Here is a 20468-nt window from a genome sequence, read left to right as displayed (position 1 = left end):
CTTTATTTTATTTCTTTTTGTTAGCCATAGTTTTTCTTGGGCCTTTACGTGTACGTGAGTTGTTTTTCGTTTTTTGACCACGAACAGGTAACCCACGGCGATGACGTACACCACGATAAGAACCAATTTCAATTAGACGTTTAATGTTAAGCGATACTTCACGGCGAAGATCACCTTCCACTGTATAACTGTCGACTTTTTGGCGGATTTGACCTAATTCTTCTTCTGTTAAGTCACGAACACGAGTGTTCTGATCTACACCAGTTTCTTCTAACACTTTTTGAGCAGTTGTTTTTCCGATTCCGTATATATAAGTTAATGCAATTACTACACGCTTATCACGCGGAACATCTACACCAGCAATACGTGCCATATTATGCGTGCACCTCCTTCAATATTATCCTTGTTTTTGTTTATGTTTAGGGTTTTCGCAAATTACCATTACTTTTCCTTTACGACGAATAACCTTACATTTTTCACAAATAGGTTTTACAGATGGTCTTACCTTCATCTTCCATACCTCCTCTAGTATCGGAGCATTTTATTTATAGCGGTACGTAATACGACCTCTTGTTAAATCATATGGAGAAAGTTCAACCGTTACTTTATCACCTGGAAGAATGCGGATAAAGTGCATTCTGATTTTACCAGAGACATGAGCAAGAACGGTATGACCATTCTCTAATTCTACTTTAAACATTGCATTTGGTAATGTATCAATTACAGTACCTTCGACTTCAATTGCATCGTCTTTCGCCATCGAGTTGATCTCCCTTCTTCAAATCTGTCAGGAATTCAGTGACAAACTTATTAATAGCATAACGCAATTTTCCATTGGTTACGCGCCCTGTTTCGAGAAGGCTCTTTTGTACTTCAGGAGATGTAAAATTTGCAGGCGCAATATGTTGGACATTTTTCTTCTTAGGCCGATCATATTTACGCTTATCTCCATCTGCCAATAACACAAAACGACTGTCTAGCTTTTTTATAACAATTGCAAACTGACCTGCTTCTCGTCCTTGTAGGATTTGAACAACTTGACCTAATTCCGGATACCTCTCGGATTCGCTCAACTAACATCACCAACACTTTAGGTTTTAAGTTTAGCCTGCTTACGATTCGTGTACCTTATCATTATACCAACAATATCAATAAAAAATCATAAAATGTTCTTTAATTTTTCATCAATATCCTGGAATACTTTATCAATTTGCTGAGAACCATCGATTGTAACTAAACTTCCTTTATCTGAATAAAAATCCAGCATAGGCTGTGTTTGTTCAATATTAACTTCTAGTCTGTTTTTAACTGTGCCTGGTTGGTCATCCTCGCGTTGAATAAGCTCCGTACCATCTTTATCGCAAATCCCTTCCTGTTTAGGGGGATTGAACTTAACATGGTATGTTGCTCCGCAAGTTGGGCATATGCGACGGCCAGTTAATCTCTCGACTAGTTCGTTTTTATCAACATCAACATACAGCACATAATCTAAACTTTTATTCATCTTAGAAAGCAGTTGATCTAAAGCTTCAGCTTGCGCGATTGTTCTTGGGAAACCATCAAGCAAAAATCCTGTTTCACAGTCAGATTTGCCTAATCTCTCCTCAACAATGCCAATAGTAACTTCATCTGGAACTAGTGAGCCTTCATCCATAAAGCTTTTCGCTTTTTGTCCTAGCTCTGTTCCTTCTTTTATTGCTGATCTGAACATATCTCCAGTTGAAATATGAGGGATTTGGTACTTCTCTACAATTTTTTCTGCCTGTGTTCCTTTACCAGCACCAGGCAAGCCCATTAGGATAAGATTCAACGATTTTCCCCTCGCTCTCTATCTATTCCGCTACAATCCTTACTTAATAAAGCCTTTGTAATTACGTTTCACTAATTGTCCTTCTAATTGTTTCATCGTTTGTAAAGCTACACCGACTACAATTAGCAAGCTAGTACCGCCAATTTGGACTGCATCAGGCAAGCCAGCTACACTACCAATCGCGATAGGTAATACGGATACTGCTGCTAGGAACAGTGCTCCAACAAAAGTTAAACGGTACATTACACGAGTTAAATAAGTTTCCGTATTTTGACCTGGACGTATACCTGGTATATAACCACCTTGCTTCTTCAAATTATCTGCCATTTGTTCAGGATTTACTTGAACAAACGTATAGAAATACGTAAAGGCAATAATTAAGGCAACATAGATAATCATACCAACAGGCTGCGTGTAATCAAAGATATTGGAAATAGTTGTTGCAACCTGATTATCCTCAAAGAATCCAGCGATACTTCTAGGTGCAAGAATAAATGATACTGCGAAGATAACCGGAATAACTCCTGCAGCATTAACCTTAAGAGGCAAATGCGTTGAATGCCCGCCAACTGGTGAACGGTTTACTAGACGCTTTGCATATTGTACTGGGATTTTACGAAGTGCTTGCTGAATGAAGATTACTCCTACTGTAACAGCAATAATCAGTAAAACAATTAGCAGTACAATAATGATATTAATAAATAATTGATCATCAGCACCTGAACCAAAGTACTGTGCGTAAATTTGATTCACACCATTCGGAATTGCTGCTGCGATACCCGCAAAAATAAGGATAGAGATTCCATTACCGACACCATGTGCTGTAATTTGCTCCCCTAACCACATCAAAAATGCTGTACCACCAGTTAATATAATAGCAATTACCAGAACCTTGCCAACTCCTGGATCACTAATTAACATACCTCCGGACATTGCATTAAAACCGATTGCCATAGCACATCCTTGGATAAAAGCAAGCACAATTGTCGCATAACGCGTAACTTGTGCTAACTTTTTACGGCCCATCTCACCTTGCTTTTTCCATTCGGAAAATTTCTGTACTACATCCATCTGCAATAATTGCATGATAATGGATGCAGTAATGTAAGGCATAATCCCCATTGCGAAGATGGAGAAGTTTTGTAATGCTCCACCACCAAAGGTATTCAGTAATCCAAAAACATTCTGTTCATTCATAAAGTTAATTGCACTTCGATCTGTAAAAGGTACAGGAATAAAAGTCCCAATTCGAAATACAACTAACATTAGAAGTGTGAATATAATTTTTTGTCTGATATCAGCCACACGCACAAAATTGGAGATTGTACGAAACATTAGATCACCTCAGTTTTACCGCCCACGGCAGTGATTGCTTCTTGTGCAGAAGCAGAGAACTTATGAGCTTTTACTGTTAGTTTCTTCTCAACCTTGCCGTTACCAAGAATCTTAACTCCAGCTTTTACCTTGCTGATCGTACCTGTTTCAAGTAAAAGTTCAGGTGTTACTTCAGTACCTTCATCAAAATTATTTAGTGTTTCTAAGTTCACAATCGCATATTCTTTACGGTTGATGTTTGTGAATCCTCGTTTAGGTAAACGTTGGAATAAAGGCATTTGACCACCTTCAAAACCTGGGCGTACGCCACCACCGGAACGAGCTTTTTGACCTTTGTGTCCACGTCCAGAAGTCTTACCATTACCAGAAGACATACCACGACCTACACGATTTCTCTTCTTTTTCGCTTGTGATGGTTTTAATTCATGAAGTTTCATGCGAGCACCTCCTCTTTACAGTGAATTTAATTAAACTTCTTTAACTTCTACTAAATGTGATACCTTGTTGATCATGCCTCGCACGACAGGAGTATCTTCACGGACTACTGATTGATGAATCTTTTTAAGACCTAGTGTTTGAACAGTAGCTTTTTGTACTTCTGATCTACCGATTACACTGCGTTTGAGGGTAATTTCTATCTGATTAGACATATCTTTTCCCTCCCTATCCTAACAATTCTTCTACAGACTTACCACGAAGTTTCGCTACTTCTTCAGCACGTTTTAATTCGCTAAGTCCATTGATAGTTGCACGAACCATGTTGATTGGCGTATTTGAACCTAATGATTTAGATGAAATATCACCTACACCAGCAAGCTCTAATACCGCACGCACTGGTCCACCAGCGATAACCCCACTACCTTCAGCAGCTGGTTTTAAAAGAATATTACCAGCACCGAATTGACCATGGATCTGGTGTGGAATAGTAGTACCACTGATCGGTACATTGATTAAGTTTTTCTTAGCATCGTCAATAGCCTTTTTAATCGCATCTGGTACCTCTTGTGCTTTACCAGTACCAAAGCCTACATGACCATTTTTGTCTCCAACTACTACAAGTGCAGCAAAGCGAAAACGACGTCCACCTTTTACTACTTTAGCTACACGGTTTATCGTTACAACGCGTTCTTCTAAATCTAATTTATTTGGGTCGATGTTAGTACGCAACATATGTCCCTCCTTTTTTATTAAAATTCAAGACCTGCTTCGCGAGCAGCATCTGCTAATGATTTAACACGACCATGATATAAATATCCACCACGATCAAATACTACATTTGTAATTCCTTTTTCTTTCGCACGGTTTGCTACAAGTTCTCCAACTTGTTTCGCAGCTTCCACGTTACCAGTACCTTCTAAGTTAAAATCTTTGTCAACTGTTGATGCACTAGCAATTGTTACATTGTTTACATCATCAATAATTTGAGCATAGATGTGTTTGTTTGAACGAAATACATTTAAACGTGGACGCTCAGCAGTACCGAATAAATTTTTACGGATACGGAAATGTCTTTTTTTACGAACATTATTTTTATCAGGCTTTGTGATCATCTAGGTCACTCCTTTCTGTTCCCTACCTAACCTTACTTAGCAGTTTTACCTTCTTTACGACGTACATATTCGCCTTCATAACGGATACCTTTACCTTTGTACGGCTCAGGCGGGCGGATGGCGCGAATGTTAGCAGCTACAGCTCCAACTCTTTCTTTATCGATACCTTTTACAATTACTTTTGTATTTGCCGGTACTTCGATTTCGATTCCGTCCTCTTGTTCGATTTCAACTGGGTGAGAGTATCCTGCATTCACAACAAGCTTTTGACCTTGCTTTTGCGCACGGTAACCTACCCCTTGAATTTCAAGTGCTCTTTCGTAACCTTTGTGGACTCCTTCCACCATGTTTCCGATTAAGCTGCGAGTAGTACCATGTAAAGCTTTGTGCTTTTTGCTTTCGCTTGGACGCGCTACAGTTAAAATGTTATCTTCAATTTTGATAGTCATATCTTCGCTAAATTGTCGGCTCAATTCACCTTTAGGGCCTTTAACTGTTACATGACCACCATCAATTTTAATTTCCACACCTTGTGGAATTTCTAAATGTTTTAAACCTATACGAGACATGCTTTACACCTCCTGTCATCTGAAAATATATTACCAAATATATGCAAGTACTTCTCCGCCGATTGCTTGCGTACGTGCTTCTTTATCTGAAAGAAGACCTTTAGAAGTAGATACGATTGCAATACCTAAACCATTTAATACTTTAGGTAACTCATCAGCTTTTGCATAAACACGAAGTCCTGGTTTACTGATTCTCTTAAGACCAGTAATTACACGTTCTTCATTTGTACCGTATTTTAAGAATACACGTAAGATTCCTTGTTTGTTATCTTCAACATATTCGTAATCACGGATAAAACCTTCACGTTTTAAAATATCTGCAATTTCCTTTTTAAGATTCGACGCTGGAAATTCTAATTTCTCATGGCGCACCATGTTAGCGTTACGAATACGAGTTAGCATATCTGCAATTGGATCTGTCATAACCATTTCTCATTACCTCCTTCCCTATTCGGGGATTTACCAGCTTGCTTTTTTAACACCAGGAATTTGACCTTTATATGCAAGTTCACGGAAACAAATACGGCAAAGTTTAAATTTACGGATTACTGAATGTGGACGTCCGCAACGCTCACAACGAGTATATTCTTGCACTTTAAATTTTGCAGGGCGTTTTTGTTTTGCGATCATTGATTTTTTAGCCACTCTTTTCCCTCCTTATCTTAGCTTTCTCGCTTATTTTTGGAAAGGCATGCCAAGTTGAGTTAAGAGTTCAGCAGCTTCTTCGTCGGAATTCGCTGTTGTAACAATAACAATATCCATCCCTCTAACTTTACTTACTTTGTCATAGTTAATCTCAGGGAAGATTAATTGTTCCTTAACACCTAAAGTGTAATTTCCACGACCATCGAATGCCTTTTTAGAGATACCACGGAAGTCACGAACACGTGGTAAAGATACATCAATTAATTTTTGAAGGAAATCGTACATACGCTCACCACGAAGAGTTACCTTCGCACCAATTGGCATTCCTTCACGCAAACGGAAACCTGCGATTGATTTTTTCGCTTTTGTAATTACAGGCTGTTGTCCAGAGATTTGTGCTAATTCTTCTACTGCAGCGTCTAGTGCTTTAGAGTTTTGCACAGCATCACCAACACCCATGTTAATCACGATTTTCTCAACTTTAGGTACTTCCATTACGGATTTATAATTAAATTTCTCTACTAATGAAGAAACAATTTCTTTATTGTACTTTGTTTTTAATGCGTTCATCACGTAAACCTCCTTTCATCGCTAATCCTATTTATCTAAAGCTTCACCAGATTTTTTAGCGATTCGTACTTTATTTCCATCACGAACTTCATATCCCACACGAGTTGGTTCGCCAGATTTAGGATCAACTGGCAATACATTAGAAACATGAATCGATGCCTCTTGATTAATAATACCACCTTGTGGATTGTCTTGAGACGGTTTTGCGTGTTTCTTAACGATATTTACACCTTCTACAAGTACACGATCCTTCTTAGGGAATGCAGCCAGGATTACCCCTTGCTTTCCTTTATCTTTACCAGAAAGAACTTGAACTTTATCACCTTTTTTTACATGCATGCTATTCGCACCTCCTTACACGGTATTTTCCGTTACGTGCCTTATAGTACTTCTGGAGCTAGAGATACGATTTTCATAAACTTAGCATCACGTAATTCACGTGCTACTGGACCAAAAATACGAGTACCTCTTGGACTTTGATCGTCACGAATAATAACAGCTGCATTCTCATCAAATTTGATGTAAGAACCGTCTTTACGTCTTACACCACTTTTAGAGCGTACAATAACAGCTTTTACTACTTCACCTTTTTTAACAACGCCTCCTGGTGTTGCTTGCTTCACCGTACAAACAATTACATCACCGATATTCGCTGTTTTACGACCTGATCCACCTAATACTTTAATAGTAAGTACCTCACGCGCACCAGAGTTATCTGCTACTTTTAACCGAGATTCCTGTTGAATCATATTCGTGTACCTCCCTTCGGAACTTCTCCGAGCGAACTTTATATTAGATAATTACAGCTTCTTCCACAACTTCTACTAAACGGAAACGTTTTGTAGCCGAAAGCGGACGAGTTTCCATGATGTTAACAATATCGCCGATTTTAGCTTGGTTGTTTTCATCATGAGCTTTAAATTTCTTAGAATACTTAACACGTTTGCCATACAATTTATGAAACTTATATGTCTCAACTAAAACTGTAATGGTCTTATCCATTTTGTCAGATACGACACGTCCAGTATAAACTTTACGATTATTACGCTCACTCATCTGAGGCTAACCTCCTTTATTTATCCGTTATTTACGCTTAGCTCTCTTTCGCGAACAACAGTTTTCATACGTGCAATTGATTTGCGCACTTCACGAAGACGTGCAGTGTTTTCCAATTGACCTGTTGCAAGTTGGAAACGCAAATTGAAAAGCTCTTCTTTTAAAGACTTAATCTTTTGTTCAATTTCGGCAGTGGTTAGTTCTCTAATTTCATTAGCCTTCATTGATTTCACCACCAATTTCTTCTCGTTTTACGAATTTCGTTTTAACAGGTAATTTGTGAGCAGCAAGACGAAGTGCTTCACGAGCCACCTCTTCAGATACACCTGCAATCTCAAACATTATCTTACCTGGTTTTACTACTGCTACCCATCCTTCAGGAGCACCTTTACCAGAACCCATACGTACCTCTAGAGGTTTCTTCGTATATGGCTTATCAGGGAAAATTTTAATCCAGACTTTACCACCACGCTTCATATAACGAGTCATCGCTATACGAGCAGATTCGATTTGACGACTAGTAATCCAAGAGGCTTCTGTTGCTTGAAGACCGAACTCACCAAATGCAACAGTAGTACCGCCTTTCGCTTTACCTTTCATATTACCACGATGTTGTTTACGATGTTTTACACGTTTAGGCATTAACATAATGCGTCTTCCCCCTTCCTTACTTATTGTTTTTTGTTGGAAGGACTTCACCACGATAGATCCATACTTTAACACCTAGTTTACCGTAAGTGGTGTCTGCTTCTGCTGTACCATAATCGATATCAGCGCGTAAAGTATGAAGTGGAACAGTTCCTTCACTGTAGTGTTCAGCTCTTGCCATATCAGCACCGCCAAGACGACCAGAAACCTGAGTTTTAATACCCTTAGCTCCAGCACGCATTGCACGTTGAATTGTCTGCTTTTGTGCACGACGGAATGAAACACGGTTTTCTAATTGACGAGCGATGTTTTCTGCAACTAATTTCGCGTCTAAATCAGCTTTTTTCACTTCAACGATGTTGATGTGTACTCTTTTACCTGTTAAGTCATTTAGTGCTTTACGAAGTGCTTCTACTTCAGAACCACCTTTACCAATTACCATACCAGGTTTAGCTGTAGAGATAGAGATGTTTACACGGTTTGCCGCTCTTTCAATCTCAACTTTAGATACAGCTCCGTCTTTCAAACGTCCTTCGATATATTCACGGATTTTAATATCTTCATGTAAAAGGTCCGCATAATCTTTACCAGCATACCATTTAGATTCCCAATCACGGATAACTCCGACACGAAGACCCGTTGGATTTACTTTTTGACCCACAGATTATCCCTCCTTTTTCTCAGATAGAACCACTGTAATATGGCTCGTGCGTTTATTGATTTGTGTTGCACGACCTTGTGCGCGCGGGCGGAAACGTTTCAATGTAACCCCTTCGTTCACAAATGCTTCAGAAATCACTAAATTATCTGGGTTCATTTCATAATTATGCTCTGCATTCGCAACAGCAGAGTTGATTAATTTTTCTACAACTGGTGATGCACCGCGTTGTGTGTGTTTTAAAATCGCAATTGCTTCTCCGACATTCTTACCGCGAACTAAATCAACGACTAAGCGGACTTTACGAGGAGCAATACGAACTGATTTCGCAACAGCTTTAGCTTGCATTAGGAGTACCTCCTCTCAATTAACGTTTTGTTTTCTTGTCGTCCCCAGCATGCCCTTTATACGTGCGTGTTGGAGCGAATTCGCCTAATTTGTGTCCAACCATATCTTCTGTTACATATACTGGCACATGTTTACGACCATCATATACCGCAATCGTATGACCGACAAAGTTTGGAAAGATTGTAGAACGACGAGACCAAGTTTTCACAACTGATTTCTTATCTCCTTCGTTCAAAGCGTCGATTTTTTTCATCAAATGGTCATCTGCGAAAGGTCCTTTTTTTAAGCTACGACCCATGGATAAGCCTCCCTTCGCGATTGGCGGACGGGTGTTATCTCCCGTCGTTCAACCCCGTTATTTTTTACGTTTACGTACAATAAATTTATCTGATGGTTTGTTGCGTTTACGCGTTTTGTAACCAAGTGTTGGTTTACCCCATGGTGACATTGGTGATTTACGACCGATTGGTGCGCGTCCTTCACCACCACCGTGCGGGTGATCGTTAGGGTTCATTACAGAACCACGAACAGTAGGGCGCTTGCCTAACCAGCGAGAACGTCCTGCTTTACCAATATTGATTAGTTCGTGTTCTAAGTTTCCTACTTGACCTACTGTAGCACGGCAAGTTGCAAGAACTAAACGAACTTCTCCTGATGATAAACGAACAAGTACATATTTATCTTCACGACCAAGGATTTGCGCTTGAGCACCAGCTGATCTTGCCAATTGGCCACCACGACCTGGTTTAAGCTCGATGTTATGGATAACAGTACCTACAGGAATGTTGATAAGTGGTAATGCGTTACCTGCTTTAATATCAGCATCTGCTCCTGAGAATACTTGTTGCCCAACTTGTAATCCTTTTGGTGCAAGAATATAACGTTTTTCTCCATCAGCATAATGGATTAATGCAATGTTTGCAGAGCGGTTTGGATCGTACTCGATTGTAGCAACGTTTCCTGGTATTCCATCTTTGTCGCGTTTGAAATCGATGATACGATATTTACGCTTGTGTCCACCGCCTTGATGACGAACAGTTAATTTACCCTGATTGTTACGTCCACCTCTTTTGCTTAAAGGTGCTAGTAACGATTTTTCCGGTTGATCTGTTGTGATCTCAGAGAAATCAGATACTGTCATACCTCTACGACCGTTAGTGGTTGGTTTGTATTTTTTAATCGCCATCTTTTTCCCTCCTTTTTAAATAAGATTATAATGATTCAAAGAAATCTAGTTCTTTGCTGTCTTCTGATAATTGTACAATAGCTCTTTTACGGTTTGGACGATATCCACCGTAACGTCCCATACGCTTGAATTTACCTTTACGGCTTAAAGTATTTACATTAACTACTTTAACACCGAAAATTTCTTCAATAGCATCTTTGATCTGAGATTTGTTAGCTTCTTTTGTCACTTCAAAAGTATACTTTTTGTCAGCCATTAAATCTGCAGTGTTTTCAGTAATGATAGGGCGCTTAATAATATCACGAGGATCCTTCATTATGCAAGCACCTCCCCTGCTTTTTCAGCTGCTTCTTTTGTAATAACCAGCTTGTCATGCGTAAGCAAGTCTAATACATTAACTTCACTTACAGATAAAACTTTTACATTTTGTAGGTTGTTTGCTGATTTCACTAATACAGCATCCGTATCCGCAGTAACGATCAATGCTTTTGTGTCTGCATTTAATGAAGAAAGAATTGCTACTACTTCTTTCGTTTTAGGCGCATCAAATGCGATACCTTCTAAAACAACTAAGCTATCTTCTTTAACCTTTGAAGAAAGAGCAGATTTAAGCGCTAATCTACGAACTTTCTTAGGTAGTTTATAGCTGTAGCTTCTTGGAGTAGGACCGAAAACTGTTCCACCGCCTACCCATTGTGGTGATCTGATTGAACCTTGACGCGCGCGTCCAGTTCCTTTTTGACGCCATGGTTTACGTCCACCACCACGTACTTCCGAGCGATTCTTTACAGCATGTGTTCCTTGACGAAGTGATGCGCGTTGCATTAATACAGCATCATGTAGTACATGTTCGTTTGGTTCAATTCCAAACACTGCATCGCTGATTTCCACATCACCTACTTGTGATCCACTTTGATTAAATAGTGCTACTTTAGGCATGACATATCCTCCCTTCAGTTAATAATTAGTTAGCCTTTAATGCACTCGTAATTTTAACGAATGATTTTTTTGCACCTGGAACATTTCCTTTGATTAAAAGAAGATTGCGTTCCGCGTCAACTTTTACAATTTCAAGGTTTTGGATAGTGATTTGCTCTCCACCCATTTGCCCTGGTAATTTTTTACCTTTGAAAACATGCATAGGATCAATTGGACCCATTGTACCAGGTCGTCTATGGTAACGAGAACCGTGACTCATTGGTCCGCGTGATTGGTTATGGCGCTTGATAGCACCCTGGAAACCTTTCCCTTTAGAAGTTCCTGTTACATCAATTACATCTCCTGCTTGAAATACCTCTACGCTAATTTCTTGACCTAAATCATACTCATCAAGATTAACGCCACGGACTTCACGAATGAAGCGCTTAGGGGTAGTGCTTGCTTTTTCAGCATGCCCTTGTTCAGGTTTGTTTGTGCGGTTTTTCTTCTGATCAGCAAAACCAATCTGGATTGCTTCATATCCGTCATTTTCTTGTGTACGCTTTTGCAGCACAACGTTTGGTTCAGCTTCGATTACTGTTACAGGGATTAATTCGCCCTCTTCTGAGAAAAGCTGAGTCATGCCGATTTTGCGACCTAAGATTCCTTTCGTCATCCGTAACACCTCCTAGAATGTTATATATATTATAATTTGATTTCAATGTCTACACCTGACGGTAAATCAAGACGCATTAATGCATCAACCGTTTTTGGTGTTGGACTTACAATGTCGATTAGACGTTTGTGTGTGCGCATTTCGAACTGCTCACGAGAATCTTTGTATTTGTGTACCGCACGAAGGATCGTGTAAACTGATTTTTCAGTCGGTAACGGGATTGGTCCAGATACCCCTGCACCAGATCTTTTTGCTGTATCTACAATTTTCTCTGCAGATTGATCTAAAATACGGTGATCATACGCTTTTAAACGAATTCTAATTTTTTCTTTTGCCATTATTTTCCCTCCTTTTCGCCCATTTTATAATAGACTTTCTCCGCGGAAATTCCTTAACACACTAGCCATGGCAAAGGGGCCGGGTGTGCCAACAACCTTCCGCATCATCGCCTGTTTTATGACCAACATTGTTTATTATATATAATTAGGCAATAAATTGCAAGGTAAAATAAGATATTCTATGAATTTTTTTTGTTTTTATAAAATCTTGTATAAGGAAGGCAATATAGCTGCTGTCAGAACTGTTTTCAATGTTAATAACTTGACTGTTTATCCAGCCAATCATTGAGTACTTTGATAATTTCATCTTGCTGTTGTTTCGGGGAGATAGTGGCATCATTATCACCTTTTTGTTTTCCGTATAAACCAAACTGTGCATGGTTTCCCCCATCTATCTTATACAATGTTGCATTACTTGATAAGTAGACTTCATTCTTTTTTATCTCATTTACTGTACTTAACCCATCATTTTCTGCATATATCGAAAGGATCGGCAATTCTGTTGCAGAGAGATCACTATTTGCAGTTGGGTAGGAAGCTAAAAAGAAAAGTCCATCAATATTATCAATTTGCTCTATAGCATAACTGGACGCCGAAACTCCACCTAAAGAATGCCCTCCAATATACCACCGGCTTATATCTGTTCTCTCCTTAATTAATTCATCTGCCTTGTTGCTGTCCAGAATTGCAAAATTAAGCATGACTTCTGGAATACCAACTAAATAACCTTGTTTGCTCAACTCCTGTGCCAGATAACTATATGCTTCAGGTTCAACCTTTGCACCAGGATAAATGATAATCCCTGTTTCAGTTTCGACGTTCGGCTCAAACAGCAGCCAATCTTCTTCTTTTGGATTATTATCAACTAATTTTTCTAGATTTTCTGATGCCTGATAGGTTTGTTGGGACCAAATATAAAAACCTGCTATTCCGACAACCAGTAGCACCGCTATACTAAGAAATAAATATTTGATTATTTTCTTTCCCATTGTCTGTCCTTCTTCCCTGATAATGTCCGTAGCAAAATAGTGATGAAGCCAAAAGATTATGACACTAAATAACTGCCTATGCCAACAGTTGTCAAAGTGGCATATTTAAAATTAAAAGGCAGATAGTAGAGACTATCTGCCTTTTTTTATAAAACTAATTATTTAGTGATTGTAGCAACAACGCCAGCGCCTACTGTACGTCCACCTTCACGGATTGAGAATTTAGTACCTTCTTCAATCGCGATTGGAGAGATAAGTTCAACAGTCATTTCAACGTTGTCTCCAGGCATTACCATTTCAACACCTTCTGGAAGTTGAACAACACCAGTTACATCCGTAGTACGGAAGTAGAACTGTGGGCGGTAGTTTGTGAAGAATGGAGTGTGACGTCCACCTTCTTCTTTAGATAGTACATAAACCTCAGCTTTGAAGTTAGTGTGAGGAGTAATTGTACCTGGCTTAGCTAATACTTGACCACGGTTGATTTCTTCACGAGAAACCCCACGAAGAAGTGCACCAATGTTGTCACCAGCTTCAGCATAGTCAAGAAGCTTACGGAACATTTCAACACCTGTTACAGTTGTTTTAGCAGCTTCTTCAGCAAGACCGATGATTTCGATTTCGTCACCAACTTTTACAACACCACGCTCAACACGTCCTGTTGCAACAGTACCACGACCAGTGATTGAGAATACATCCTCAACTGGCATCATGAATGGTTTTTCAGTATCACGGTCTGGACGAGGGATATACTCATCAACAGCATCCATAAGTTCAAGGATTGCATTTACATATTGCTCTTCACCTTCAAGAGCTTTAAGTGCAGAACCTTTGATTACTGGTACATCGTCACCAGGGAAATCATATTCAGATAATAGATCACGCACTTCCATTTCTACTAATTCAAGAAGCTCTTCGTCATCTACCATATCACATTTGTTTAAGAATACAACGATCGCAGGAACACCTACTTGACGAGAAAGTAAGATGTGCTCACGAGTTTGTGGCATTGGACCATCAGCAGCAGATACTACAAGGATCGCACCATCCATTTGTGCAGCACCAGTGATCATGTTTTTAACATAGTCAGCGTGTCCAGGGCAGTCAACGTGTGCATAGTGACGAGTATCTGTTTCATACTCAACGTGTGCAGTTGAGATAGTGATACCACGTTCTCTTTCTTCAGGAGCTCCATCGATTTGATCGTATGCACGAGCTTCCCCTCTACCAAATTTGTTGAAAAGTACATTAGTAATTGCAGCAGTTAATGTAGTTTTACCATGGTCAACGTGTCCAATAGTACCAATATTAACGTGGTCTTTGGAACGGTCAAATTTTTCCTTAGCCATGTGTATTTCCTCCTTTAAATTAAATGAAATGTATTATTATATTTAAATGTATCTCAGCTAGAAAAGATCCGAAAATCTTTTCTAAGCCTATAATACAAGTTATACTTTAGATTGCAAGAAAAATCAATTATTCCCCTGCATTTTTCTTGATAATTTCTTCACCAACACTCTTCGGTACTTCTTCATAGTGATCGAAGTGCATAGTGTATGTTCCACGACCTTGCGTGTTTGAACGAAGTGCTGTTGCATATCCGAACATTTCTGCAAGTGGAACAAAGGCTTTAACAACCTGTGCGTTACCACGAGCTTCCATACCTTCTACACGTCCACGTCTAGAAGTTACATCACCCATGATATCACCCATGTATTCTTCTGGAATTACTACTTCTACTTTCATCATAGGTTCCAATAGTACTGGGTTACATTTGTTTTTCGCAGCTTTAAGTGCCATAGAAGCAGCTACTCTAAACGCAGTCTCGTTCGAGTCAACATCATGGTAGCTTCCATCATATAATGAAGCTTTCACATCGATAAGTGGATAACCTGCTAATACACCATTTTCCATCGAGTCTTTAATACCAGCCTCAACAGATGGAATGTATTCACGCGGTACAACCCCACCAACAATCTTGTTAACAAACTCAAATCCAGCGCCTTCTTCGTTTGGCTCAAATTTAATCCAAACGTGACCATATTGACCACGACCACCAGATTGACGAACGAATTTACCTTCCACTTCCGCTGAAGCACGGAATGTTTCACGGTAAGATACTTGTGGTGCACCAACGTTTGCTTCTACTTTAAACTCACGTTTCATACGATCCACAATGATATCAAGGTGAAGTTCACCCATACCAGAGATGATTGTTTGACCAGTCTCCTGGTTTGTTTCAGTTCTGAAAGTAGGATCCTCTTCAGCTAGCTTACCTAATGCAATACCCATTTTATCCTGATCAGCTTTTGATTTAGGCTCAATCGCTACAGAGATAACTGGTTCTGGGAATTCCATTGATTCTAAGATAACTAAGCTCTTTTCGTCACATAAAGTGTCTCCAGTACTAGTATCTTTCAAACCAACAGCGCCAGCGATATCTCCAGCAAATACTTCATCAATCTCTTCACGAGAGTTTGCGTGCATCTGCAGGATACGTCCTACACGTTCACGTTTATCTTTTGTAGAGTTCTTAACATAAGAACCTGATTTTAATGTCCCGGAATATACACGGAAGAATGTAAGTTTACCAACAAACGGGTCTGTTGCAACTTTAAATGCAAGCGCAGAGAATGGTTCGTTGTCATCTGCCTTACGAACAACCTCTTCTTCAGTTTGTGGAACAATACCTTGGATTGGCGGGATATCAGTTGGAGCTGGTAAGTAATCTACTACACCATCAATCAATAACTGAACACCTTTGTTTTTGAAGGCTGAACCACAGAATACAGGATAGAATTCTACACTTAATGTAGCATTACGTACAGCTGCTTTAAGTTCTTCGTTAGAAAATTCTTCTCCCTCTAGATAACGTTCCATCATCTCTTCATCTAATTCTGCTACAGCTTCAATTAATGCTGTACGATATTCCTCTGCCTGTTCTTTGTATTCATCAGGGATTGGTTTCGCTTCAGCACGAGTTCCTAGATCATCTAAGTAAAAGTATGCTTCCATGTTGATAAGGTCAATGATTCCTTCAAACTCGTCTTCAGCACCGATAGGAAGTTGTACTGGGTGCGCATTTGCTCCCAGGCGATCCCCTAGAGTACCTACAGAGTATAGGAAGTCAGCACCTGTTTTGTCCATTTTGTTAACGAACACGATTCTAGGTACACCATATGTTGTTGCCTGGCGCCATACTGTTTCTGTTTGTGGCTCAACACCTGATTGTGCATCAAGTACAGTTACCGCACCATCAAGTACACGCAATGAACGCTCAACCTCTACTGTGAAGTCTACGTGTCCTGGTGTATCAATGATATTAATACGGTGACCTTTCCATTGTGCAGTTGTTGCAGCAGATGTAATCGTGATTCCACGTTCCTGCTCTTGTTCCATCCAGTCCATTTGAGAAGCACCTTCGTGTGTTTCCCCAATCTTGTGGATACGACCAGTATAGAATAAAATACGCTCTGTTGCAGTTGTTTTACCAGCATCAATGTGGGCCATGATACCGATATTACGTGTTTTCTCCAAGGAGAACTCTCTAGGCATGATTCTTTCTCCTTCCTATATTAAGTATAGTTTGGTTTATTTGCTGGCTGCCTGCAGCACCTGCTTAGCCCCTCCAGAGTTACACACTTTTTTGGGGCTGAACAAGGCATAGACTATTTTACCAACGATAATGAGCAAATGCTTTGTTAGCTTCTGCCATTTTATGCATATCTTCGCGTTTCTTAACAGCTGCTCCTGTGTTGTTAGAAGCATCTAAGATTTCATTCGCTAAACGTTCTTCCATTGTTTTTTCTCCGCGTAAGCGAGAATAATTCACAACATAACGAAGACCTAACGCTTGACGGCGTTCAGGGCGAACTTCGACAGGCACTTGGTAGTTTGAACCCCCTACACGGCGAGCACGTACTTCAAGTACAGGCATTACATTCTTCATTGCTTGTTCAAATACTTCCATCGCATTTTGTCCACTGCGTTGTTGAACTAATTCAAACGCGCTATAAAGAATTTTTTGAGCTTTCCCTCTTTTTCCATCAACCATAATTTGGTTAATCAAACGTGTTACAAGTTTAGAATTATATAACGGATCTGGTAAGACATCACGTTTTGCTACTGGTCCTTTACGTGGCATATCTTTCCCTCCTTCCCTTCATTTTATCAATTCAATTATTTTTTAGGTCTTTTTGCACCGTATTTTGAACGGCCTTGCATACGTCCTTCTACACCTGATGTATCAAGTGCACCACGAACAATGTGATAACGAACCCCTGGTAAGTCTTTTACACGTCCACCGCGGATTAATACAACGCTGTGCTCTTGTAAGTTATGACCAATACCAGGAATGTACGCAGTTACCTCGATCTGGTTAGATAAACGAACACGGGCATATTTACGTAATGCAGAGTTCGGTTTCTTTGGAGTAAGTGTACCTACACGAGTACAAACTCCACGTTTCTGTGGTGAAGACTGATCAGTAGCAACTTTTTTACGGCTGTTATAACCTTTGTTAAGTGCTGGTGAATCTGATTTCTTTGTTTTAGAAACACGACCTTTACGTACTAACTGATTAATAGTTGGCATGAATATTTCCTCCTCTCAAAAATGAAATGTAATACCACACATCCAGGTGGTTCATATTAAAGCAAAAAACAAAGTTTTCACAAACTTCTGATGTTTGCCAAAACTTTACTGTTTGATTGCTACCGTTGCAGCCCCTACGTCAATACCACATGTCTTTCCTAGTTTTTTCATAGAATCAACATATGAGATAGGGATATTGTGATTCTTTGCAGCTTGCGATACTTTTCCCATGAGTTGAGTATCTGCATCACTTGCAATAATCACTTCTGTTGCTTCACCATTCTTAATGGCTTTTAAAACTTGTTTTGTTCCGATAATCTTCTCGATATTTACCTGTGCCACTTTTTCATAAGACATCGATTATATCCTCCAAAGTCACAAGGATAACGGAAGCACCTTAAATATACTATCATCCTATAAATTCAATGTCAACTTTTATTTTGAAAAATCAACATTTTTTCATTCAAGTTCTTCCGTATGATCACCTTGTTGAATATCAAGTGAATTTTAACTATATGGATAAGTGCCCAAAGATTGAGCACTTATCCAATATTATTTTAATTATCTTATGGTGTTACTTCGTCAGTTATTGTTTCTTTGGCAATTGCTTCTTCAGCCATTTTCTCTTTAATACGGCGATAACGCTGCATACCAGTACCAGCTGGAACAAGCTTACCAATAATAACATTTTCCTTAAGTCCCAGTAACTCATCTCGCTTACCTTTGATCGCAGCATCTGTCAGAACTCTTGTTGTTTCCTGGAATGATGCGGCAGATAAGAATGAATCTGTTTCCAGTGACGCTTTTGTAATACCTAATAATACCGGGCGACCAACAGCAGGCTGACCACCTGTATATAGTGCTTGCTTGTTTGATTCCCTGAATTGGTGAATTTCAAGTAATGAACCTGGTAATACTTCTGTATCTCCAGCGTCTGCTACACGAACTTTACGTAACATTTGACGAACCATTACCTCAACGTGCTTGTCACCAATTTCTACCCCTTGCATACGGTATACTTTTTGTACTTCCTTCAGCAAGTAAGACTGCACTCCATCAATACCTTTAATTTTCAACAGTTCTTTCGGATCGATTGAACCTTCTGTTAAAGGCTGACCAGCTTCTACGTCATCCCCGATCGCAACTTTCAGACGGGAACCGTATGGCGCAGTGTAGGCTTTTGTTTCAATAGCACCTTGAATGACAATTTCCTGTTTGTCTTTTACTTCCGTAATATCTTTAACAATACCGAAGATTTCAGAGATAACTGCCTGACCTTTTGGATTTCTCGCTTCGAAGATCTCTTGAATACGCGGTAAACCTTGTGTGATATCGCTACCTGCTACCCCACCAGTGTGGAATGTACGCATTGTCAACTGTGTACCTGGCTCACCGATTGATTGTGCTGCAATAATACCGACAGCTTCACCAACTTCAACCTCTTCACCAGTTGCCAAGTTACGGCCATAACATTTTTTACATGCTCCATGTTTTGTGTTACATGTAAATACTGTTCTGATGGTAACTTCTTCAATACCCGCTTCTTCAATCTCTTTGGCAATATCTTCTGTAATAACTTCATTTTTCTCGACCATTAATTGCTTCGTCTCCGGATGGTAGACATTTTGGAATGCTGTTCTTCCGATTAATCGGTCAATTAATGGTTCGATTAATTCAGTACCTTCTGTTATAGATGAAACTGTCAATCCACGGTCTGTACCACAGTCTTCTTCACGGATGATAACATCTTGTGCAACATCAACCAGACGTCTCGTTAAGTAACCAGAGTCAGCAGTCTTAAGTGCCGTATCGGCAAGACCTTTACGCGCACCGTGTGTGGAAATAAAGTACTCTAGTACTGTTAAACCTTCACGGAAACTTGATTTGATCGGTAACTCAATAATTCTACCAGCCGGGTTGGCCATTAGACCACGCATACCCGCTAACTGAGTAAAGTTGGAAGCATTACCACGGGCACCGGAATCACTCATCATAAAGATTGGGTTTCGCGGATTTAATGTTTTCATGAGTCGTTCTTGGATATCATCTTTCGCTTGTGACCAGATAGAAATAACTCGATCATAACGTTCTTCATCCGTAATTAAACCACGGCGGAATTGTTGCAGAACCTTATCAACTTTCGCCTGTGATGCAGTCAGGATTTCTTCCTTCTCAGCAAGAACCACGATGTCAGCTACACCTACTGTAATACCGGCTTTCGTTGAATAAGCGAATCCTAGATCTTTCATACGGTCAAGCATTTTGGAAGTTTCGCTGATTTTAAACTTCTTGAATACTTCTGCAATGATATCTCCAAGAATACCTTTCTTGAATGGCGGAATAAGTTCACGACTAGTGATTTCTTCTTTGATATTCACACCTTTTTCAACAAAGTATTTATCTGGTGTTACTTCTTCTAAGTTCTTTTGAGTTGGTTCATTCATATATGGGAATGATTCAGGTAACATGTTATTAAAGATCAGTTTCCCTACTGTTGTAATCAGTAATTTGCCTTGTTGTTCCTCAGTAAATGTTGCTTTATTTAATGTAGAATGCTGTACAGCAATGCGTGTGTGCAA

At 39.6% G+C, this 20468-nt stretch carries 33 protein-coding genes and 1 pseudogene; all 34 read right to left on the bottom strand.

What is annotated here, in order from left to right; genetic code table 11:
- Window positions 1–7 precede the first annotated feature (7 nt).
- Window positions 8–373: a 30S ribosomal protein S13 gene (gene rpsM, locus F9U64_RS17240; RefSeq protein WP_153406149.1), complete on the bottom strand. Its 366-nt coding sequence runs from the start codon at window positions 371–373 to the stop codon at window positions 8–10.
- Between the two features lie 24 nt (window positions 374–397).
- Window positions 398–511: a 50S ribosomal protein L36 gene (gene rpmJ, locus F9U64_RS17235; RefSeq protein WP_003156543.1), complete on the bottom strand. Its 114-nt coding sequence runs from the start codon at window positions 509–511 to the stop codon at window positions 398–400.
- A gap of 30 nt (window positions 512–541) precedes the next feature.
- Window positions 542–760: a translation initiation factor IF-1 gene (infA, locus tag F9U64_RS17230; RefSeq protein ID WP_018934234.1), complete on the bottom strand. Its 219-nt coding sequence runs from the start codon at window positions 758–760 to the stop codon at window positions 542–544.
- Complete coding sequence (locus tag F9U64_RS17225; RefSeq protein ID WP_153406148.1) at window positions 738–1073, bottom strand: KOW domain-containing RNA-binding protein; 336 nt, start codon at window positions 1071–1073, stop codon at window positions 738–740. The genes infA and F9U64_RS17225 overlap by 23 nt, the downstream gene beginning before the upstream one ends.
- Before the next feature lie 86 nt (window positions 1074–1159).
- Window positions 1160–1810 carry an adenylate kinase gene (locus F9U64_RS17220; RefSeq protein ID WP_153406147.1) on the bottom strand — a complete coding sequence of 217 codons (651 nt, stop codon included), beginning with the start codon at window positions 1808–1810 and terminating at the stop codon, window positions 1160–1162.
- A gap of 39 nt (window positions 1811–1849) precedes the next feature.
- Entirely contained in the window at window positions 1850–3145 is a 1296-nt protein-coding gene (gene secY, locus F9U64_RS17215; RefSeq protein WP_153406146.1) for a preprotein translocase subunit SecY, read from the bottom strand.
- Complete coding sequence (gene rplO, locus F9U64_RS17210) at window positions 3145–3582, bottom strand: 50S ribosomal protein L15 (protein ID WP_153406145.1); 438 nt, start codon at window positions 3580–3582, stop codon at window positions 3145–3147. The genes secY and rplO overlap by 1 nt, the downstream gene beginning before the upstream one ends.
- Before the next feature lie 30 nt (window positions 3583–3612).
- Window positions 3613–3795, bottom strand: a complete 183-nt coding sequence (gene rpmD, locus F9U64_RS17205) for a 50S ribosomal protein L30 (protein ID WP_153406144.1) — start codon at window positions 3793–3795, stop codon at window positions 3613–3615.
- Between the two features lie 13 nt (window positions 3796–3808).
- Window positions 3809–4315 carry a 30S ribosomal protein S5 gene (gene rpsE / locus F9U64_RS17200; RefSeq protein WP_153406143.1) on the bottom strand — a complete coding sequence of 169 codons (507 nt, stop codon included), beginning with the start codon at window positions 4313–4315 and terminating at the stop codon, window positions 3809–3811.
- A gap of 17 nt (window positions 4316–4332) precedes the next feature.
- Window positions 4333–4695: a 50S ribosomal protein L18 gene (rplR, locus tag F9U64_RS17195; protein WP_153406142.1), complete on the bottom strand. Its 363-nt coding sequence runs from the start codon at window positions 4693–4695 to the stop codon at window positions 4333–4335.
- A gap of 32 nt (window positions 4696–4727) precedes the next feature.
- Window positions 4728–5264 (bottom strand): 50S ribosomal protein L6, encoded by a 537-nt coding sequence (gene rplF, locus F9U64_RS17190; RefSeq protein ID WP_153406141.1) that lies wholly within the window; start codon window positions 5262–5264, stop codon window positions 4728–4730.
- Between the two features lie 30 nt (window positions 5265–5294).
- Window positions 5295–5693 (bottom strand): 30S ribosomal protein S8, encoded by a 399-nt coding sequence (gene rpsH, locus F9U64_RS17185; protein WP_153406140.1) that lies wholly within the window; start codon window positions 5691–5693, stop codon window positions 5295–5297.
- Between the two features lie 30 nt (window positions 5694–5723).
- Window positions 5724–5909 carry a 30S ribosomal protein S14 gene (gene rpsN / locus F9U64_RS17180; protein ID WP_054787917.1) on the bottom strand — a complete coding sequence of 62 codons (186 nt, stop codon included), beginning with the start codon at window positions 5907–5909 and terminating at the stop codon, window positions 5724–5726.
- A gap of 30 nt (window positions 5910–5939) precedes the next feature.
- Window positions 5940–6479: a 50S ribosomal protein L5 gene (rplE, locus tag F9U64_RS17175; RefSeq protein WP_153406139.1), complete on the bottom strand. Its 540-nt coding sequence runs from the start codon at window positions 6477–6479 to the stop codon at window positions 5940–5942.
- A gap of 27 nt (window positions 6480–6506) precedes the next feature.
- On the bottom strand, window positions 6507–6818 hold the full coding sequence (rplX, locus tag F9U64_RS17170) for a 50S ribosomal protein L24 (RefSeq protein ID WP_153406138.1): 312 nt from the start codon (window positions 6816–6818) through the stop codon (window positions 6507–6509).
- 41 nt (window positions 6819–6859) lie between these two features.
- Window positions 6860–7228 carry a 50S ribosomal protein L14 gene (gene rplN / locus F9U64_RS17165; protein WP_153406137.1) on the bottom strand — a complete coding sequence of 123 codons (369 nt, stop codon included), beginning with the start codon at window positions 7226–7228 and terminating at the stop codon, window positions 6860–6862.
- A gap of 43 nt (window positions 7229–7271) precedes the next feature.
- Window positions 7272–7535: a 30S ribosomal protein S17 gene (rpsQ, locus tag F9U64_RS17160; RefSeq protein ID WP_153406136.1), complete on the bottom strand. Its 264-nt coding sequence runs from the start codon at window positions 7533–7535 to the stop codon at window positions 7272–7274.
- 20 nt (window positions 7536–7555) lie between these two features.
- Entirely contained in the window at window positions 7556–7759 is a 204-nt protein-coding gene (rpmC, locus tag F9U64_RS17155; protein ID WP_035724125.1) for a 50S ribosomal protein L29, read from the bottom strand.
- The gene (gene rplP, locus F9U64_RS17150) at window positions 7749–8183 is read right to left on the bottom strand and encodes a 50S ribosomal protein L16 (RefSeq protein WP_153406181.1); all 435 of its coding nucleotides are present in this window, start codon (window positions 8181–8183) and stop codon (window positions 7749–7751) included. Before rplP ends, rpmC begins: the two co-directional genes overlap by 11 nt.
- Before the next feature lie 19 nt (window positions 8184–8202).
- Complete coding sequence (gene rpsC, locus F9U64_RS17145; protein WP_153406135.1) at window positions 8203–8844, bottom strand: 30S ribosomal protein S3; 642 nt, start codon at window positions 8842–8844, stop codon at window positions 8203–8205.
- Window positions 8845–8847: 3 nt separating this feature from the next.
- Window positions 8848–9189, bottom strand: a complete 342-nt coding sequence (rplV, locus tag F9U64_RS17140) for a 50S ribosomal protein L22 (protein ID WP_153406134.1) — start codon at window positions 9187–9189, stop codon at window positions 8848–8850.
- 19 nt (window positions 9190–9208) lie between these two features.
- Window positions 9209–9487 carry a 30S ribosomal protein S19 gene (rpsS, locus tag F9U64_RS17135; RefSeq protein WP_153406133.1) on the bottom strand — a complete coding sequence of 93 codons (279 nt, stop codon included), beginning with the start codon at window positions 9485–9487 and terminating at the stop codon, window positions 9209–9211.
- A gap of 57 nt (window positions 9488–9544) precedes the next feature.
- Window positions 9545–10375, bottom strand: a complete 831-nt coding sequence (gene rplB, locus F9U64_RS17130; protein ID WP_153406132.1) for a 50S ribosomal protein L2 — start codon at window positions 10373–10375, stop codon at window positions 9545–9547.
- 25 nt (window positions 10376–10400) lie between these two features.
- A complete protein-coding gene (rplW, locus tag F9U64_RS17125) occupies window positions 10401–10691 on the bottom strand; it encodes a 50S ribosomal protein L23 (RefSeq protein ID WP_153406131.1) in 291 nt (96 codons plus the stop codon).
- Entirely contained in the window at window positions 10691–11314 is a 624-nt protein-coding gene (rplD, locus tag F9U64_RS17120; protein ID WP_153406130.1) for a 50S ribosomal protein L4, read from the bottom strand. The genes rplW and rplD overlap by 1 nt, the downstream gene beginning before the upstream one ends.
- A 25-nt stretch (window positions 11315–11339) precedes the next feature.
- Window positions 11340–11969, bottom strand: a complete 630-nt coding sequence (rplC, locus tag F9U64_RS17115; protein WP_153406129.1) for a 50S ribosomal protein L3 — start codon at window positions 11967–11969, stop codon at window positions 11340–11342.
- 29 nt (window positions 11970–11998) lie between these two features.
- Window positions 11999–12307: a 30S ribosomal protein S10 gene (rpsJ, locus tag F9U64_RS17110; protein ID WP_089743697.1), complete on the bottom strand. Its 309-nt coding sequence runs from the start codon at window positions 12305–12307 to the stop codon at window positions 11999–12001.
- A 254-nt stretch (window positions 12308–12561) separates the two neighbouring features.
- Complete coding sequence (locus F9U64_RS17105) at window positions 12562–13296, bottom strand: alpha/beta hydrolase (protein WP_153406128.1); 735 nt, start codon at window positions 13294–13296, stop codon at window positions 12562–12564.
- 158 nt (window positions 13297–13454) lie between these two features.
- A complete protein-coding gene (tuf, locus tag F9U64_RS17100; protein ID WP_153406127.1) occupies window positions 13455–14645 on the bottom strand; it encodes an elongation factor Tu in 1191 nt (396 codons plus the stop codon).
- A gap of 127 nt (window positions 14646–14772) precedes the next feature.
- Window positions 14773–16851, bottom strand: a complete 2079-nt coding sequence (gene fusA / locus F9U64_RS17095; RefSeq protein WP_153406126.1) for an elongation factor G — start codon at window positions 16849–16851, stop codon at window positions 14773–14775.
- A gap of 118 nt (window positions 16852–16969) precedes the next feature.
- Window positions 16970–17440, bottom strand: coding sequence for a 30S ribosomal protein S7 (gene rpsG, locus F9U64_RS17090; RefSeq protein ID WP_153406125.1), 471 nt, complete (start codon window positions 17438–17440; stop codon window positions 16970–16972).
- A gap of 35 nt (window positions 17441–17475) precedes the next feature.
- On the bottom strand, window positions 17476–17889 hold the full coding sequence (gene rpsL, locus F9U64_RS17085; RefSeq protein WP_153406124.1) for a 30S ribosomal protein S12: 414 nt from the start codon (window positions 17887–17889) through the stop codon (window positions 17476–17478).
- A gap of 105 nt (window positions 17890–17994) precedes the next feature.
- Window positions 17995–18246, bottom strand: coding sequence for a 50S ribosomal protein L7ae-like protein (locus F9U64_RS17080; protein WP_153406123.1), 252 nt, complete (start codon window positions 18244–18246; stop codon window positions 17995–17997).
- Between the two features lie 209 nt (window positions 18247–18455).
- Window positions 18456–20468, bottom strand: a pseudogene (locus tag F9U64_RS23140) (DNA-directed RNA polymerase subunit beta'); the annotation flags it as partial.

Source organism: Gracilibacillus oryzae (assembly GCF_009498735.1).
Classification (GTDB): domain Bacteria; phylum Bacillota; class Bacilli; order Bacillales; family Amphibacillaceae; genus Gracilibacillus; species Gracilibacillus oryzae.
This window is presented reverse-complemented; position numbering and strand designations above follow the sequence as displayed.

What these genes read in the sequence shown, in the direction of transcription:
- rpsM (WP_153406149.1), bottom strand. Translation starts at nt 373, where the DNA reads ATGGCACGTATTGCTGGTGTAGATGTTCCGCGTGATAAGCGTGTAGTA.
- rpmJ (WP_003156543.1), bottom strand. Translation starts at nt 511, where the DNA reads ATGAAGGTAAGACCATCTGTAAAACCTATTTGTGAAAAATGTAAGGTT.
- infA (WP_018934234.1), bottom strand. Translation starts at nt 760, where the DNA reads ATGGCGAAAGACGATGCAATTGAAGTCGAAGGTACTGTAATTGATACA.
- secY (WP_153406146.1), bottom strand. Translation starts at nt 3,145, where the DNA reads ATGTTTCGTACAATCTCCAATTTTGTGCGTGTGGCTGATATCAGACAA.
- rplO (WP_153406145.1), bottom strand. Translation starts at nt 3,582, where the DNA reads ATGAAACTTCATGAATTAAAACCATCACAAGCGAAAAAGAAGAGAAAT.
- rpmD (WP_153406144.1), bottom strand. Translation starts at nt 3,795, where the DNA reads ATGTCTAATCAGATAGAAATTACCCTCAAACGCAGTGTAATCGGTAGA.
- rpsE (WP_153406143.1), bottom strand. Translation starts at nt 4,315, where the DNA reads ATGTTGCGTACTAACATCGACCCAAATAAATTAGATTTAGAAGAACGC.
- rplR (WP_153406142.1), bottom strand. Translation starts at nt 4,695, where the DNA reads ATGATCACAAAGCCTGATAAAAATAATGTTCGTAAAAAAAGACATTTC.
- rplF (WP_153406141.1), bottom strand. Translation starts at nt 5,264, where the DNA reads ATGTCTCGTATAGGTTTAAAACATTTAGAAATTCCACAAGGTGTGGAA.
- rpsH (WP_153406140.1), bottom strand. Translation starts at nt 5,693, where the DNA reads ATGGTTATGACAGATCCAATTGCAGATATGCTAACTCGTATTCGTAAC.
- rplE (WP_153406139.1), bottom strand. Translation starts at nt 6,479, where the DNA reads ATGAACGCATTAAAAACAAAGTACAATAAAGAAATTGTTTCTTCATTA.
- rplX (WP_153406138.1), bottom strand. Translation starts at nt 6,818, where the DNA reads ATGCATGTAAAAAAAGGTGATAAAGTTCAAGTTCTTTCTGGTAAAGAT.
- rplN (WP_153406137.1), bottom strand. Translation starts at nt 7,228, where the DNA reads ATGATTCAACAGGAATCTCGGTTAAAAGTAGCAGATAACTCTGGTGCG.
- rpsQ (WP_153406136.1), bottom strand. Translation starts at nt 7,535, where the DNA reads ATGAGTGAGCGTAATAATCGTAAAGTTTATACTGGACGTGTCGTATCT.
- rpmC (WP_035724125.1), bottom strand. Translation starts at nt 7,759, where the DNA reads ATGAAGGCTAATGAAATTAGAGAACTAACCACTGCCGAAATTGAACAA.
- rplP (WP_153406181.1), bottom strand. Translation starts at nt 8,183, where the DNA reads ATGTTAATGCCTAAACGTGTAAAACATCGTAAACAACATCGTGGTAAT.
- rplV (WP_153406134.1), bottom strand. Translation starts at nt 9,189, where the DNA reads ATGCAAGCTAAAGCTGTTGCGAAATCAGTTCGTATTGCTCCTCGTAAA.
- rpsS (WP_153406133.1), bottom strand. Translation starts at nt 9,487, where the DNA reads ATGGGTCGTAGCTTAAAAAAAGGACCTTTCGCAGATGACCATTTGATG.
- rplB (WP_153406132.1), bottom strand. Translation starts at nt 10,375, where the DNA reads ATGGCGATTAAAAAATACAAACCAACCACTAACGGTCGTAGAGGTATG.
- rplW (WP_153406131.1), bottom strand. Translation starts at nt 10,691, where the DNA reads ATGAAGGATCCTCGTGATATTATTAAGCGCCCTATCATTACTGAAAAC.
- rplD (WP_153406130.1), bottom strand. Translation starts at nt 11,314, where the DNA reads ATGCCTAAAGTAGCACTATTTAATCAAAGTGGATCACAAGTAGGTGAT.
- rplC (WP_153406129.1), bottom strand. Translation starts at nt 11,969, where the DNA reads ATGACGAAAGGAATCTTAGGTCGCAAAATCGGCATGACTCAGCTTTTC.
- rpsJ (WP_089743697.1), bottom strand. Translation starts at nt 12,307, where the DNA reads ATGGCAAAAGAAAAAATTAGAATTCGTTTAAAAGCGTATGATCACCGT.
- F9U64_RS17105 (WP_153406128.1), bottom strand. Translation starts at nt 13,296, where the DNA reads ATGGGAAAGAAAATAATCAAATATTTATTTCTTAGTATAGCGGTGCTA.
- tuf (WP_153406127.1), bottom strand. Translation starts at nt 14,645, where the DNA reads ATGGCTAAGGAAAAATTTGACCGTTCCAAAGACCACGTTAATATTGGT.
- fusA (WP_153406126.1), bottom strand. Translation starts at nt 16,851, where the DNA reads ATGCCTAGAGAGTTCTCCTTGGAGAAAACACGTAATATCGGTATCATG.
- rpsG (WP_153406125.1), bottom strand. Translation starts at nt 17,440, where the DNA reads ATGCCACGTAAAGGACCAGTAGCAAAACGTGATGTCTTACCAGATCCG.
- rpsL (WP_153406124.1), bottom strand. Translation starts at nt 17,889, where the DNA reads ATGCCAACTATTAATCAGTTAGTACGTAAAGGTCGTGTTTCTAAAACA.
- F9U64_RS17080 (WP_153406123.1), bottom strand. Translation starts at nt 18,246, where the DNA reads ATGTCTTATGAAAAAGTGGCACAGGTAAATATCGAGAAGATTATCGGA.